Origin of the sequence: Nonomuraea sp. JJY05 (genome assembly GCF_043496855.1) — a bacterium.
GTDB lineage: Bacteria > Actinomycetota > Actinomycetes > Streptosporangiales > Streptosporangiaceae > Nonomuraea.
The window spans coordinates 61241-75727 of the sequence record NZ_JBIEIS010000059.1; the positions used below are offsets into that span (position 1 = coordinate 61241).

Here is a 14487-nt window from a genome sequence, read left to right on the forward strand (position 1 = left end):
GTAGGGAGGGGTCAGGGGGGCGGCAATGCGTTTTCGGCGGTTTTGACGGCGAGGGTGAGGAGGGTGCGGGCTTCGTCGAGGGGGCGTTGCTCGACGACCTGTTCGAGCCAGAGGGCGCTGAGGGTGGCGTAGAGGAGGCGGACGCGGGTGTCTGTGGCGGGCAGGTGGAGGGTGTCGGCGATGATGGCGATGCAGCCGTCGGCCCAGCGGCGGGCGATCTGCTGGAGGGCGGGGTCGCGGCCGGCGTGGACGTAGAGCTCCCAGAGGCCGAGTTGGCGGGTGCGGTCGGCGGTGGCGATCTGGTCGGTCAGGGCGGTGAGGCCGTGGTCGGTGATCCAGGTGCGGGTGGTGGCGAGTTCGGTTTCGACGAGTTGGGCGAAGGCTTCGGCGAGGAGGTGGTCGCGGGAGGCGAAGTAGTAGGTGGTGGCGGCGAGGGGGAGGTTGGCGTGGTGGGCGACGGCGCGGTGGGTGACGGCGGCGAAGCCGCCTTGGGTGAGGAGGTCGACGGCGGCGGCCAGGAGGGTGGCGCGGCGGCGGCGTCCGCGTGCTTGTGCGGGTGTGGCGGGTGGGTGGTGCCGCTCCCCTGCCGGGTGGTCGTCCTGGTGCGGGTTCAATGGCCACCTGCGAGGTTGAGGACTACGACGCCGCCGATGATGAGCAGGATACCGCCGATCTTGAGTGGGGTGAGGGTCTCTCCCATGAAGGTGGCGCCGATGAGGGCGATGGCGGCGGTGCCGGCGCCGGACCAGACGGCGTAGGCGGTGCCCATGTCGAGGTGGTGTTTGAGTGCTTGGGACAGGAGGGTGAAGGAGGTGATGTAGCCGGCGGCGACGGCGATGGTCCAGCCGAGGTGGGTGAGGCCGTTGCTGAGTTTGAGTGCGGTGGTGGCGAGGACTTCGGTGGCGATGGCGAGGGCGAGCAGGAGCCAGGGCATGGGGGTCCCCCAGACTAAAAGTGGTACGTTCGTGCCATTTTAACTGGGGTCCGTGGCGGGCGCGGTTGTGCGGAACTGCTTGAAAAGGCTGTCGAATGCGTGTTCCATTGGTGGGTGTGGGTTGGGACGCGCTTGCGCTTGTCGACGAGGCCGCTGATGAGCGTCCGCTGATCGAGCGGCGTGCGGTGGTGCGAGACGGTTTTTACGAGTTGCAGGCCCGCACGATGATCGAGCGGGTGCCGCAGACCGCGGGCATCGCGCAGGGGTGGGCGGTCTCCCCCTACCGTGGCTGCGCCCATGCCTGCCGCGGTTGCGGTGCCCGCGCGGGTCATGGGCGGCTGGGGCTGGATGCGGGGCGGGATTTCGACACGCGGATCGTGGTGAAGCCGAACGCGGTGGCCCGGTTGCGGGCGGAGCTGGTGCGCTGGGACGGTCAGGAGCTGGCGGTGGGGGTCAGCGGCGACTGTTATCAGGCGGCCGAGGAGACGTATCGGCTGATGCCGGGGGTGATCGGGGCGCTGTCGCAGGCGGCGGTGCCGTTCACCGTTTACACCAAGAGCGCGCTGGTGCTGCGTGATGCCGCTTTGCTGGCGCGGGCCGGGGCGCGGGTGGCGGTGTCGATCGCGTTCGTGGACGAGCGGATCCGGCGGGCGGTGGAGCCGGGGGCGCCGACCGCGCAGGCGCGGCTGGAGCTGGTGTCGGCGCTGGTGGAGGCCGGGGTGGAGTGCCGGGTGCTGATGGCGCCGGTGCTGCCGTTGCTCAGTGACGCGGCCGATCAGCTGGGTGCCACGGTGCGGCGGATCGCGGCGGCGGGGGCGCGGGCGGTGGAGCCGGTGGTGTTGCGGCTGCCGCCGGGGACGCGGTCATGGTATGTGGAGTGGCTGGCGGGGGCGCATCCGCAGTTGGTGGAGCGCTATGAGGAGTTGTACGACCGGGCGGGGCTGCCGTCGCCGGATTATGAGCGGCGCATCACTGGGCAGATCGCGCAGTTGTGTCAGGTGTACGGGATGGGGTGCGGGGCGCCGGAGGTGGGGCCGCGGCGGCCGCAGGCGGCGCAGCTGGCGCTGGTGTGAGGCTCTGGCGGTCCGGGGGGCGCAGCCGGCGCTGGTGTGAGAGGCCTTGGGGGTCCAGGTGGCGCGGGTAGGGTGCCGCTATGGAGGAGCAGGTTGAGCGGTTGCTGGCGGGGTGCGCTCCTGCGGTGCGGGAGCTGGCGGTGGCGGCGACGGCTCTGATCGAGGAGGTCGTGCCGGATGCGGTGGTGGAGGTGGACGCGTCGGCGCGGCTGATCGCGTACACGTTTCAGCCTGGTACGTATCGGGGGGTGGTGGCGGCGATCGCGTTGCACGGGGCGTACGTGAACATCATGTTCGGCCGGGGTGTGGAGCTGCTGGAGCATGACGGCGAGGGGTTGCTGGAGGGGACGGGCAAGGCGGCGCGGCACATCAAGGTGCGGCGGGTGGAGGATGTGGCGCGTCCTGGGGTGCGGCGGCTGATCGCGGCGTCGGCGGCGCTGACGCCGCGATCAGGCTAGAGGCGGCAGGCTAGAGGCGGCGGTGCAGGAGCATGCCGGGCCACTCCCCCACGGTGAAGGGGGCGGTGCGGGTGAAGCCGCAGCTTTCGTAGTAGGTGACCAGGCGGCCGTCGTCGCCGGCGTAGCAGTCGACGCGCAGCAGGCCGACGCCGCGTTCGGCGGCTTCGGCGACGGCCCAGTCGAGCAGGGCGCGGCCGACGCCCTGGCCGTGGTAGCGGCGGTCGGTGACCAGGGCCTGGATGTAGAGTTCGGGTTCGGTGGCGGGGGCGACGTAGTCGTGGGCGCCGCCGACGACGATGCAGCCGGCGGGGTGGTCGTCGAGTTCGGCGATGCGCATGCCGCCGAGTCGGAGCCAGCCGGTGATCTGGCGGGTGCGGCGGTCGTTGCCGGTGAAGGGGTTGGTGCCCCATTGGCCGGTGCGTCCTCGGGCGGTGAGCCAGGCGACGGCGCTGTCGAACATGCCCAAGACGATGGGGACGTCGCCGTCGCGGCCTTCGCGGATGCGCAGCAGGGTGTTGTTGGGGTGGGGCATGTCAGGCCTTGGTGTTCTTCAGGGCGCTGCCCTTCTTCCACTCTTTGAACGGCAGTTGCCAAAAGCCCCAGCCGTTGTTCCATTCGAGTTTGCGGGTGGTGCCGGTGATGTCGACGACGTCGCCGCGCTGGAAGTTTTCGTAGAACCATTTGGCCTGGTCGGGGCGGGCGTTGAGGCAGCCGTGGCTGACGTTGCGGACGCCTTGGGCCCAGACGTTGTCCTTGGCGTGGACGTATTCGCCGGAGTTGGAGATGCGGACGGCGTGGTCGATCATGACGTCGTAGTAGCCGGGGTCGCCCTTTTTGCGGCCTGGGGAGATCATGCGCACGGGGTTGCCGCGTTCCATGGTGAGGTGGACGCCGGAGGTGGTGGTGTATTCGCGGGTGGTGGCCATTCCGGCGCTGATGCGCATGGTTTGGACGCGTTTGCCGTCTTTGTAGACGTACATCATGTGCTTTTTGGTGTCGACCTTGCTGATCTGCCTGGCGCCGATCTTGAGGGTGGCGGTGTAGTCCTTGACCCCGTACAGGCCGTCGCCGCCCTTGATGCCGGTGATGCGGGCGTTGAGGGTGACCTTCTGGTGGGCGGGCCAGTATTTGGCGGTGCGGTAGATGGCGACGGTGTCGTTGATCCAGCGCCAGGCGCCGGTGACGGGCTTTTCGGCCTCGACTTCCAGGGCGCGTTCGATGGTGGCCTTGCTGGTGACGGGCTGGTTGAAGGTGACGATGATGGGGGCGCCGACGCCGATGGTCTCGCCCTTGGCGTGGGGGGTCACGTCGGCGATCTGCAGGGCGCGTTCGGGTTTGGCGGTGGTGAACGTGCTGGTGGCGGTGGTGGCGCCGGCGGTGGCGTTGACGGTGTAGTCGGTGGAGGGCTTGAGTGCGGTCTTGGAGACCCACTTGGTCTTGTCGGTGTTGTACTTGCCCTCGACCTGTTCGCCCGAGGCCTCGACGGTGACATTGTCGAGGGCGCCGCCGTCAGCGGTCACCACGATCTTCTTTTCGGGGTTGACCTTGCCGCTGCCTTCGGCGGGGCTGATCTTGACGGTGGGGGCTTGGGGGGTGGCGGACGTGGTGGCCTCGGGCGCGCCCGCTCCCCCGCTGCCGCCGCCGGGGGTGGTGCCCGATGAGCATGAGGCCGTCAGGGCGGCTGCGGTGAGCAGCGCGACTGCGGTGGCGGGCTTCCTCCAAGCGGGCGTAACGTTCAACACTGTCCTTTCCCCCATGACACCAAACGCACCTCAAAAACCTTAATGCTGATGCATGTAAGACGACGAATCATTTGGGAGAGTTCGGTCACATTTCAATCACTTGTGACTGGGAAAGGGCCCGTCAGAGGCGGTGGGTCAGGCCGGTGTGCCGCCGTCCGGCTCCCTTGGTGCGGACGGCCTGGGCCAGGGCGCGGCGGGAGCCGACGATGACGACGAGTTTCTTGGCCCGGGTGATGGCGGTGTAGAGCAGGTTGCGCTGCAGCATCATCCAGGCGCTGGTAGCCAGCGGGACGACGACGGCCGGGTATTCGCTGCCCTGGGAGCGGTGGATGGAGACGGCGTAGGCGTGGGCGAGCTCGTCGAGTTCGTCGAAGGCGTAGTCGACGGCCTCCTCCTCGTCGGTGACGACGGTGAGCTTGTGCTCGTCGGGCCGGATGTCGGTGACGATGCCGACGGTGCCGTTGAACACCCCGGCGGCGCCCTTGTCGTAGTTGTTGCGCAGCTGGGTGACCTTGTCGCCGACGCGGAAGACGCGGCCGCCGTAGCGGCGCTCGGGCATGCCCTCGCGGGCGGGGGTGAGGGCTTCCTGCAGGGCGGTGTTGAGGGCGCCGGCGCCGGCGGCGCCGCGGTGCATGGGGGCCAGGACCTGGACGTCGCGGCGCGGGTCGAGGCCGAAGCGGCGGGGGATGCGGCGGGCGACGACGTCGACGGTCAGGGCGGCGATGTCCTCCGCCTCCTCGCAGGGGAACAGGAAGAAGTCGTTCATGCCCTGCAGGATGGGGTGGTGGCCGGTGTTGACGCGGTGGGCGTTGACGACGACGCCGGACTCCTGGGCCTGGCGGAAGATCTGGGTCAGCCGTACGCGCGGGATGTCGTCGGAGGCGAGCAGGTCTTTGAGGACCTCGCCGGCCCCGACCGAGGGCAGCTGGTCGACGTCGCCGACGAACAGCAGGTGGGCGCCCGGCGCGACGGCCTTGACGAGTTTGTTGGCCAGCAGCAGGTCGAGCATGGAGGCCTCGTCGACGACGACGAGGTCGGCGTCCAGGGGGTTGTCTCGGTCGAAGGTGGCCTCGCCGCCGGGGCGCAGCTGCAGCAGCCGGTGGACGGTGGTGGCCTCGTGGCCGGTCAGCTCGGCCAGGCGTTTGGCGGCGCGGCCGGTGGGGGCGGCCAGGATGACCTTGGCGCGTTTGGCGCGGGCCAGCAGGACGATGGAGCGTACGGTGAAGCTCTTGCCGCAGCCGGGCCCGCCGGTCAGGACGGCGACCTTCTCCGTCAAAGCCAGGCGGACGGCCTGGCGCTGCTCGGGGGCGAGTTCGGCGCCGGTCTGGCCGTGCAGCCAGGTCTCGGCGCGTTCCCAGTCGACGTCGGCGAAGGCTTTGAGACGGTCGTGGCCGGAGCGCAGGAGCGAGAGCAGGCCGGAGGCCAGGGAGTTCTCGGCGCGGTGGAAGGGCGGCAGGTAGACGGCCGGTACGACGTTGTCGCCGGCCGGGATGGGTTCGCGTACGGCGCCTTCGGCTTCGATGAGGTCTTCGAGGCAGGTGGTGACGAGGTCGGCGGGGACGTCGAGGATCTTGACGGCGTCGGCGACGAGGTTGGGGGCGGGCAGGTAGCAGTGGCCGTCGTCGGCGGCCTGGGACAGGGTGTAGCGCAGGCCGGCTTTGACGCGTTCGGGGCTGTCGTGGGGGATGCCGACGGCTTGGGCGATGGTGTCGGCGGTCTTGAAGCCGATCCCCCACACGTCGTCGGCCAGCTGGTACGGGCGGGTCTTGACGACGGAGATCGACGATTCGCCGTACTGCTTGAAGATGCGCACCGCGATCGAGGTGGACACGCCGACGCCCTGCAGGAAGATCATCACCTCTTTGATGATCTTCTGTTCCTCCCAGGCGGCGGCGATCATCTTGGTGCGTTTGGGTCCCAGTCCCGGCACTTCGACCAGGCGCTGCGGCTGTTGTTCGATGACCTCGAGGGTGTCGGTGCCGAAGTGGTCGACGATGCGCTCGGCCATCTTGGGGCCGATGCCCTTGATCAGGCCGGAGCCGAGGTAGCGGCGGATGCCCTGGATGGTGGCGGGCAGGACGGTGGTGTAGGAGCGCACCTCGAACTGGCGGCCGTAGCGGGGATGGGAGCTCCAGCGGCCCAGCAGCCGCAGCGACTCGCCGACCTGGGCGCCGAGCAGCGGGCCGACGACGGTGAGCAGCTCGGAGCCGGAGCGTTCGGTGGCGACGCGGGCGATGGTGTAGCCGGTCTCCTCGTTGGCGTAGGTGATGCGTTCGAGGACGGCATCCAAGGATGAAACGGGTGGACCATCCGCGCCGGCCTTCACACAAACCCCTCTCCCGCCTGCTTTGTCGCAAGAGTAAACCAGCTCGGGCAAGCCGCCGCGCGCTCAGCGGATCGCCCGGCACGCGAGGCGTCTATCGGCCGGCACGCGAGGCGTCTTTCGGCCGCTCGTACGATCCCCGAAAGATCCGGCCGCATCCGCGACTACTCCCGGCGTCGTAGTCAGGCCGGTGGCTGGTCCCGGCGCGGTAGCGGCAGATGTCTTCGCCTGCAGGACGCCCCCGAGCAGCAGCTGGACGACGATTGCGGTCATGAGAACCCCAGCCGCTACATTCACCGGACTGCCGGGCTGCTCCCCCGCCCGCATCGCGGTTCGAAGGACTGAGTCGCGTTGACCAGGAGACAATCAGCAGGTGTGAGCGTGCCCGGCGAGCCGGGTGCCCGGCCGGGGCTCACCCTCGCCGCGGTGGCCGTGGTGCAGTTCATGGTGTCGCTGGATCTGTCGGTGGTGAACGTCGGGCTTGCGCAGATCGCGGCCGGCCTCGGTTTCAGCGCGGTGGGCCTGACGTGGGTGATCCACGCCTACGCGCTCACCTTCGGCGGGCTGCTCCTGCTGGGCGGCAAGGCCGCCGACCGCTACGGCCGCAAGCCGGTCCTGCTGCTCGGGCTCGCCCTGTTCGCTCTCGCCTCGCTCGCCGGCGGTTTCGCCCAGGATCCCGGCCAGCTGGTCGCCGCCCGGGCCGCGCAGGGCATCGGGGCGGCCGCGCTGGCTCCGGCCGCGCTGGCGCTGCTGACCACGACGTTCCCGGCGGGCAAGGCCCGCGTGCGGGCCTTCGGCGTCTGGAGTGCGACGAACGCCGCCGGGGGCGCGCTCGGCGTCCTGATCGGCGGGCTGCTCACCGAGTACGCCGGCTGGCGCTGGGTGATGTTCGTGAGCGTGCCCATGGCCGCCGGCGCGCTGGCGCTGACCTGGCGGGCTGTGGCCGCCGGGCCGCCCGCGGCGCGCGGTGGCCGTCCGGACGTGCTCGGTGCGGTGCTGGCCACGGCGGGCATGACCCTGCTGGTGTTCGGGATCGTCCGCACCGACCAGTACGCGTGGACCTCGCCGGTCACGGTGACGACGCTGGCGATCGCCGCCGGGCTGCTGGCCGCGTTCGTCCACGTCGAGCGGACCACCGGCCGCGAGCCGCTGATCCGGCTCGGCCTGTTGGCCAACCGCTCGGTCGCCGGCGCGAACGCCTTCAACCTCCTGCTCGGGGCGGCCATGGCCGCGGCGTTCTACTTCGCCTCCCTCTACCTGCAGCGCGTGCTCGGGACGGGGCCGGCCCTGACCGGGGTGCAGTTCCTGCCGTTCGCGCTCGGCGTGGTCGCCGGCTCCGTGCTGGCCGTCCGGCTCGGCTATCGTCTCGCGCCGCGCACCCTGCTGGTCTTCGGTGGGCTGCTGACGGCGGCCGGGTTCGCCTGGTTCGGCCTGATCAGCTCCGACGGCGCGTTCGTCACGGACGTCCTGGGGCCCTCGATCCTCGCCAGCGTCGGCTTCGGGCTCTGCCTCGGACCGGTCGTCTCCACCGCGACCGTCGGCGTCGCGCCCCGCGAGAGCGGTACCGCCTCAGGCCTGCTCAACAGCTCGCGCCAGATCGGCGCCTCGCTCGGGCTGGCCGTTCTCGGCACGCTCGCGCACCGCCGCACCGGGCCGACCGTCACGCCCGAGACCCTCAACGACGGTTACGCGCTCGGTCTGAGCCTTGGTGCGGTGCTCCTGCTCGGCGCCGTCCTCATCGCCCTCACGGTCCTGCGCCGGGCCAGCACGCCCCCGCAGCCTGAGCAGGCCGATGACCGTGCTTCGCTGTCCGTCCGGGATTGACGGGCGATCCGACAACCGTAGAAAGGGGCGTCCCGGCATGACTGTCAACCGGATCGATCTCTTCGCGTCCTCCGTTCACCTGCGCCAAAGCGGCAAGATCCACACCGGGAAAGTCGCAGCGGACGCCGACCAGGACGGCTGGCAGCTGACGGCCTTCCACGCCAAGACCGGCGCCGACGTCCATGCCGACCACTGGGAGGTGCATCCCGAGGCCGAGGAGGTCGTCTCCTGCCTGGTCGGGAAGATCCGCCTCTACCTGCGGCCGGAGCGGCCGGGGCAAGAGGAGGAGGAGATCAGGCTGACAGCCGGGACCGCCGCCATCGTCCCGCGGGGGCGATGGCACCGCATCGAGCTGGACATCCCCAGCAACATCATGGCCGTCACCCTGCCGCGGGGCAGCCGGCTGGAGAAACGCGCCGAAGCCTAGGCGAGGTCACCGCAGGTGGCATGAGCATGACATCACCCTAGATCGCCACCGCCGCCCGCCGGACGCGCCGTCGTCTCGCGGGTGGGGCCCACTCCGGTGAGGGCGAGGTCGAGCAGCCGGTCGGCCTGGGCCGCGCCGTCGGGTTCGTGTTCGACGGCCAGGCAGATGGCGTTGACGAGGGTGAGCAGGTCGACGATGGCGACGTCGGCTCGTACGGCGTTCGCGCGGCGGGCGCGGGCCAGCAGGCCGTCGCCGGCGTTCACGATCATCGTGTGGCAGGTGGCGCCCAGGGTGGAGTCGCCGTCGTGGGCGCCGCGCATCAGCGAGGCCGCCAGGCCGCGGTTGGAGACGACGTGCGTGGCGACGGCGCCCAGCCAGGTCACCAGCGCGTGCCCCGCGTCCGGGTCGCCGGCCAGGTCGGCGGCGGTGGCGCACAGGGCCTCGACCTTGTCCCGGAAGACGGCCTCCAGCAGCTGCTGGCGGGAGGGGAAGTGCCGGTGCAGCGTGGCCGAGCCGACGCCGGCGCGCCGGGCGATCTCCTCCAGGGACGCCTCGGCTCCCTGCTCGGCGATGGCGTCGGCGGCCGCGGCCAGGAGGCGGTCGTAATTGCGGCGCGCGTCGGCGCGCATCGGCCGCTCGGGCGACGTCGTACGGCTGTCGTGCGGCATGGGGGATCTCCAGCGGGCTTGCAAAAACGGGGTGGCCCTCCATATCGTACTCACCCAGAAACGGAGGGCCACCCCGGTTAGGTGGGTGGCCTCCGCATGCCTATCTGGGGAGACACCATCGTGAAGACCATCGTGGTGATGGGGGCCACCGGCCTGCAGGGCCGCGCCGTGACGGCCCGGCTGCTCGCCGACGGCTGGCAGGTACGGGCGGTGACGCGCGACCCGGCCGCCGCCGGGGCCCGGGCCCTGGCAGCGGCGGGCGCCCGGCTCGTACGCGCCGAGATGGACGACCCCGCCTCGCTCACCGCCGCGGCCGAGGGCGCCTACGGCCTGTTCAGCGTGCAGCCCACCGTCGGCTCCCCCGGCACCCCGCCCGGCTTCACCGCCGATGACGAGGTCACCTGGGGCCGCAACGTCGCCGACGCCGCCCACGCCGCCGGCGTGCAGCACCTGGTCTACGCCTCCGTCGCCGGCGCCGGCCGCCACAACACCGAGAAACTGCCGCAGAACGTGGTGAGCAAATGGCGGATCGAGCAGCACATCACCCGGCTGGGCCTGCCCGCGACCTTCCTGCGCCCGGTCTCGTTCATGGAGAACTACACCGGCGCCTACCACCTGCACGACGGCGCTGTGACCACCGCGTTCGAGCCCGCCGTGCCGCAGCAGATCATGGCCGTCGACGACGTCGGCCACTTCGCGGCGCTGGCCTTCGCCCGGCCGCAGGAGTGGATCGGCCGCGCCGTCGACCTGGCCGGGGACGAGCTGACCCCGCTGGAGATCACCGCGGCCATCTCCGAGGCCATCGGCCGGCCGCTGCCCTACGTCCAGCTGCCGATCGAGGTGATCGCCCGGGCCGGACAGGAGTTCGCCTTCGCCTACACCTGGCTCAACGAACGCGGCTGGCGCGCCGACGTCTCCTTCGCCCGCGCGCTGCACCCCGGCCTGATGGATCTGCGCACCTGGCTGGCCCGCACCGGCGCGGCCCGGATCGGCGGCTTCCTGAGCGCTCAGAGCGCCCGATGAACGCACCCGAGCTCGGACAGGTCGGCATCTGGGCGGGCGAACTGGACCGCTACCCCGCCCCCGTCCTGCGTGAAGCCGCCGCGGCCGTCGAGGACCTCGGCTACCCGGCGCTGTGGTTCCCCGAGACGACGGGCCGCGAGGCCATGGCCCAGGCGGCCCTGCTGCTGTCGCTCACCCGGCGGACCGCCGTGGCCACCGGCACCGCCGCCATGTACGCCCGCGACGCCGTCACCACCGCGGCCGCGCAGCGCACCCTGGCCGAGGCCTTCCCCGGGCGGTTCCTGCTCGGCCTCGGAGTCGGCCACCCCGCCCTGGTCACCGACGTACGCGGCCACCGCTTCGGCCCGCCGGTCGCGACCATGCGCGCCTACCTGGACGCGATGGACGCCGCCCCGTTCGGCCCGCCGGCCCCCGCGACCCCCCGCATCCTGGCCGCGCTGGGCCCGAAGATGCTCCGGCTCGCCGCCGAACGGGCCGCGGGCGCCCACCCCCTGGGTATGCCGGTCGCGCACACCCGCCACGCCCGCGACCTGCTCGGCCCGCGGGCGCTGCTCGCGGTCACCCAGCTCACCGTCCTGGACCCCTCCCGCCGCCGCGCCGCCGAGCTGGCCCGCGCCCACGCGGCCGCCGCCCTGCCCAACCGGCTCACGCTGCTGCGCCGGCTGGGCTTCGACGACCCCGAGTCGCTGGAGGAGCGGCTGGTCGACGCGCTGGTGGCCAGCGGCGGCCCCGAGGACGTCGCCCGCCGCGTCGGCGAGCACCTCGAGGCCGGCGCGGACCACGTCAGCCTGCACGTGCTGACGGCCACACCGCAGCGGCCGCCGCTGCGTCAATGGGAGGAGCTGGCCGCGCTACTGCTGTGAACGGCCGTCACCGGCAGCACGGGTGGCCGGGCGGGTCGAAGACGGGCTCCCCGTCGGCGGCGCGGTCAGCGAGGGGTCGGTACGGTTGGCCGCGTGCGCGGTCAGAGCGCCGATCGCGCACAGCGGCGCGAGCCCGAACAGCACGTACCGCGCCGAGTCGAGCATCGACCCGCCGCCCAGGTTGACCAAGGCCCCCGCCACCGCCGTGCCGAACGCGATCGACAGGCTCGTCACCGTGGCGATCCCCGCGGCCGCCCGCCCGCCCTCCTCCGGATCCCGCGTACTGGACATCGCGGCCACCGACAGATGCGGATAGGCCAGCCCGATCCCCGCCCCCGCCACGAGCAGCACCGGCACCCACACCGCCACCAGCCAGAGCGGCGCCTGCTCGCGCTGCAGCAACCCCTGCGCGAACAGGCCGGCGGCCAGCAGCACCGGGCCGAGCAGGCACAACCGGCGCACCGCGCGCCTGCCCCGTCACCGCCGAGCTGCCGAGCTGGGTGAGCGACCAGCCCAACGAGACGGCCGCGGCGAACAACCCCGCGACGAGCGGCGCCAGCCCGGCCAGCCGCTGAGCGAACAGCGGCAGGAACGACTCGGCCGCCACCCCGCACGCCAGCAGCCCGAGCGTCAGATACACCCACTTCAACGACGAACCGCCCTGGTAGGTCGCATGTGGCAAGACCCGCAGCTCACTGCCCCGCTCATGCATGACGAACCCGGCCACCAGCACCGACGCCACCCCGATGCCGGCCGCCTTCGCGACCGTGCCCGGCAGCACCCCCGCCACGCTCACGGCCCCGGCCGCCGCCGTGACCAGCAGCAGGGACACGACCGGGACCGGCCGGCGTGCGTCGCCGTGGCCGCTGCGCGGCAGCACGCGCGGCACGAGCACGCCGCACACCGTCGAGAGCGCCGCCATCACCGCGAACGCCGGCCGCCACGAGCCCAGCTGGGCGAACAGGCCGCCGAGCGCCGGACCGGCGAAGTTGCCGGCACCGTACATCGCCGACATCAGCGCCGTGCCGCGCGTCCAGAGCCTGGGCGGCAGCGCCGACCGGATGACGGCGAACCCCAGCCCGGACAGCAGCCCCGCGCCGAGCCCCTGGACGCCGCGCGAGACCAGCAGCACCACCATCGCCGGGCTCAGCGCGCAGGCCAGCGAGCCCGCCGTGAAGTCGGCAGCAGGCTCGCCGCGAGATAGATGTTGATCGCACCGACGAGCACCCCGCCCGCCGGCACGATCATCGGGCCCAGCAGCCCCGCCCCGGGCCGGGACGCACCGGCCATCGATTCGTCGTCGTCAGCACTCATGGCTTCAAGGCTGTCGTTGAACCGATCCCGGAGAGTTCGCGCCGCCCGCCGGGCGACGGCGCTGGGCCGGCGGACGGGAGAGCTTCAACCCGTGGTGCAGCCCCGCCCGGCGCGGCCCGTCAGCCGAGGGCCTCGAGCAGCTCGCGCTCCCGCTGGGTGCTGAGACCGGCCCGCCGCGTGCGCTCCAGCCCCTGCTCGCGCTCCCAATCCAGCGTGTCGGCCAGCATCTGCGCCCTCGGCCGATGGTGCAGACCCGCGGCGCGTGCCGCGGCCCCGGTCCGGGCCGAGAACCCTTCCCAGCCCGGCTCGGCCAGCCACATCGGCAGCGACTCGGGCCCCATCCACTGCGCGACACCGTTGGCGAGCAGCCAGGCCGGGTCGGCGGTGACGACCGGGCCGGTGTGCCCGCCGGCGGTACGCGACAGCTCCAGCCACTCCCCGAACGAAACGACCGGCCCGACGGCGTCGAACGTGCCGACGATGCCCTTCTCCCCGGCATCCAGCAGCCAGGCGGCCAGATCCCGTACGTCGATCGCCTGCGTCGGCAACTGCGGAGCGTCGGGCGCCAGCATCGGCCCCTGCCGGTCGCGGGCGGCCCGGCTCACCCAGTAGCCGGTGCGTCCGCTGTGATCGCCCGGGCCGCCGATGAGGCCCGCGCGGGCGATGAGCAGGCGCTCGCCCACGGCCGCCACGGACGCCAGCTCGCAGGCGGCCTTGGCCTCGCCGTACAGGTCGCGGTCGACCTCGTCGCGATCGGTCGCAGGCAGCAGGGCCGTGGACTCGTCCGCGTCGGGCGCGGCATGGAAGGCGTAGGCGCTGACGGAGGAGACGTAGGCCCAGTGCCGGGCCCGGCCCCCCAGCGCGTGCAGGGCCTCCCGGACGAAGCCCGGCTGCCATGACACCTCGATGACGGCGTCCCATTCGCGGTCGAGCAGCGGCTCGTACGCCGAAGGGTCACGGCGGTCGGCGGCCACCAGCCTCGCTCCCTCGGCGACCTGCCCGCTTTCGCCGCGCGCCAGGCACGTCACCCGATGGCCGCGCTCGATCGCCTGCCGCGACAGCTCGCGGCCCAGCCACGCCGTTCCCCCCAGAACCAAGATTTCCATCCCGACACCCAATCACCGCCAACGCCGCCCACCCGGCCGGGTTCACTGACAGCGCACCCGGTTCGCCCACAGCGGAGGGGCGGCCTGCCCGGGACCACGTCCCGGGCAGGCCTGATGAGCGTCAGACGCCGAAGGGCGCCGGGTAGACGATGGTGCCGCCGGGCACCGGGACGGACTCGTCGAGGACGAGCGCCATCATCGCCTCGTCGGGCACCTCGAAGGAGGGGCGGATCCCGTACGCCGAGGCCGGGGTGAAGCCGAAGCGCGGGTAGTACTCGGGGTGGCCGAGCACGAGGACGAGGTTCTCGCCCTTGTCGCGTGCGGCCCGCAGGCCGGCGCGGATGGCGGCCGAGCCGGCGCCGGTCCGCTGGTACTGCGGCAGGACCGCGCACGGGCCCAGCGCCAGGGCCGCAGCGGTGCCGACGTGGCAGCGGGTCAGCAGCGCGTACCCGGCCACGGTGCCGTCGGGCGCCTGGGCGACGATCGACAGCTCGGGCGACCAGGCCTCATCGACGCGCAGCGCCTCGATGAGGTCGGCCTCCAGCGGCGTGGGGAAGGCGCCGAGGGCGACCGCGCGGATCGCGGGGATGTCCTGCGGGGTCTCGGGCCGGGTGATCCAGGTGTGTGACATGGTGTGCTGGTCCTTCGTGGGTCATGGGGTTGGTGGTTGCGGTACGCGGGGCGTGACCGGTGCGGGCGTGGCCGGCGGCGGGCCGGCGGCGGGCCGGCGGC

At 72.2% G+C, this 14487-nt stretch carries 16 protein-coding genes and 1 pseudogene; 6 read left to right on the forward strand and 11 right to left on the reverse strand.

Going from position 1 to position 14487, the window contains the following annotated elements; genetic code table 11:
• Window positions 1-11: 11 nt before the first annotated feature.
• The gene (locus tag ACFKCF_RS54080; protein ID WP_394504287.1) at window positions 12-614 is read right to left on the reverse strand and encodes a TetR/AcrR family transcriptional regulator; all 603 of its coding nucleotides are present in this window, start codon (window positions 612-614) and stop codon (window positions 12-14) included.
• Window positions 611-934: a DMT family transporter gene (locus tag ACFKCF_RS54085; protein WP_394504289.1), complete on the reverse strand. Its 324-nt coding sequence runs from the start codon at window positions 932-934 to the stop codon at window positions 611-613. The genes ACFKCF_RS54080 and ACFKCF_RS54085 overlap by 4 nt, the downstream gene beginning before the upstream one ends.
• Window positions 935-1050: 116 nt before the next feature.
• On the opposite strand from ACFKCF_RS54085, the gene ACFKCF_RS54090 reads away from it, so the two are divergent.
• Complete coding sequence (locus tag ACFKCF_RS54090) at window positions 1051-2007, forward strand: radical SAM protein (RefSeq protein ID WP_394504291.1); 957 nt, start codon at window positions 1051-1053, stop codon at window positions 2005-2007.
• 80 nt (window positions 2008-2087) lie between these two features.
• Window positions 2088-2465, forward strand: a complete 378-nt coding sequence (locus ACFKCF_RS54095) for a hypothetical protein (protein WP_394504292.1) — start codon at window positions 2088-2090, stop codon at window positions 2463-2465.
• Window positions 2466-2475: 10 nt separating this feature from the next.
• Here the strand turns inward: ACFKCF_RS54095 and ACFKCF_RS54100 are convergent, their stop codons facing one another.
• The 3 genes from ACFKCF_RS54100 to ACFKCF_RS54110 form a co-directional block, all read right to left on the reverse strand.
• The gene (locus ACFKCF_RS54100; RefSeq protein WP_394504294.1) at window positions 2476-2997 is read right to left on the reverse strand and encodes a GNAT family N-acetyltransferase; all 522 of its coding nucleotides are present in this window, start codon (window positions 2995-2997) and stop codon (window positions 2476-2478) included.
• Between the two features lies 1 nt (window position 2998).
• On the reverse strand, window positions 2999-4207 hold the full coding sequence (locus tag ACFKCF_RS54105) for an Ig-like domain-containing protein (RefSeq protein ID WP_394504296.1): 1209 nt from the start codon (window positions 4205-4207) through the stop codon (window positions 2999-3001).
• A gap of 121 nt (window positions 4208-4328) precedes the next feature.
• Entirely contained in the window at window positions 4329-6533 is a 2205-nt protein-coding gene (locus tag ACFKCF_RS54110; RefSeq protein ID WP_394504297.1) for an ATP-dependent RecD-like DNA helicase, read from the reverse strand.
• 372 nt (window positions 6534-6905) lie between these two features.
• Here ACFKCF_RS54110 and ACFKCF_RS54115 point away from each other — a divergent pair, with 372 nt between their 5' ends.
• A complete protein-coding gene (locus ACFKCF_RS54115) occupies window positions 6906-8354 on the forward strand; it encodes an MFS transporter (RefSeq protein WP_394504299.1) in 1449 nt (482 codons plus the stop codon).
• A gap of 37 nt (window positions 8355-8391) precedes the next feature.
• Window positions 8392-8781, forward strand: coding sequence for a cupin (locus tag ACFKCF_RS54120; protein WP_394504300.1), 390 nt, complete (start codon window positions 8392-8394; stop codon window positions 8779-8781).
• A gap of 32 nt (window positions 8782-8813) precedes the next feature.
• On the opposite strand, the gene ACFKCF_RS54125 is transcribed toward ACFKCF_RS54120, so the two are convergent.
• Window positions 8814-9449, reverse strand: coding sequence for a TetR/AcrR family transcriptional regulator (locus tag ACFKCF_RS54125; protein ID WP_394504302.1), 636 nt, complete (start codon window positions 9447-9449; stop codon window positions 8814-8816).
• Between the two features lie 96 nt (window positions 9450-9545).
• Between ACFKCF_RS54125 and ACFKCF_RS54130 the strand changes: the two genes are divergently transcribed.
• Window positions 9546-10472 (forward strand): NmrA/HSCARG family protein, encoded by a 927-nt coding sequence (locus tag ACFKCF_RS54130; protein ID WP_394504304.1) that lies wholly within the window; start codon window positions 9546-9548, stop codon window positions 10470-10472.
• Window positions 10469-11335 carry a TIGR03620 family F420-dependent LLM class oxidoreductase gene (locus tag ACFKCF_RS54135; protein WP_394504306.1) on the forward strand — a complete coding sequence of 289 codons (867 nt, stop codon included), beginning with the start codon at window positions 10469-10471 and terminating at the stop codon, window positions 11333-11335. The genes ACFKCF_RS54130 and ACFKCF_RS54135 overlap by 4 nt, the downstream gene beginning before the upstream one ends.
• Here ACFKCF_RS54135 and ACFKCF_RS54140 read toward each other — a convergent pair.
• From ACFKCF_RS54140 to ACFKCF_RS54160, 5 genes and pseudogenes are all read right to left on the reverse strand, one after another.
• Window positions 11324-11797: a hypothetical protein gene (locus tag ACFKCF_RS54140; protein WP_394504321.1), complete on the reverse strand. Its 474-nt coding sequence runs from the start codon at window positions 11795-11797 to the stop codon at window positions 11324-11326. The two genes, ACFKCF_RS54135 and ACFKCF_RS54140, sit on opposite strands and share 12 nt — an antisense overlap.
• 73 nt (window positions 11798-11870) lie before the next feature.
• Window positions 11871-12473: pseudogene (locus ACFKCF_RS54145) on the reverse strand (MFS transporter); the annotation flags it as partial.
• Window positions 12474-12481: 8 nt separating this feature from the next.
• Window positions 12482-12649, reverse strand: a complete 168-nt coding sequence (locus ACFKCF_RS54150; RefSeq protein WP_394504308.1) for a hypothetical protein — start codon at window positions 12647-12649, stop codon at window positions 12482-12484.
• A 119-nt stretch (window positions 12650-12768) separates the two neighbouring features.
• Window positions 12769-13755, reverse strand: coding sequence for an NAD-dependent epimerase/dehydratase family protein (locus tag ACFKCF_RS54155; protein WP_394504310.1), 987 nt, complete (start codon window positions 13753-13755; stop codon window positions 12769-12771).
• A gap of 121 nt (window positions 13756-13876) precedes the next feature.
• Complete coding sequence (locus tag ACFKCF_RS54160) at window positions 13877-14386, reverse strand: GNAT family N-acetyltransferase (RefSeq protein WP_394504312.1); 510 nt, start codon at window positions 14384-14386, stop codon at window positions 13877-13879.
• Window positions 14387-14487 lie beyond the last annotated feature (101 nt).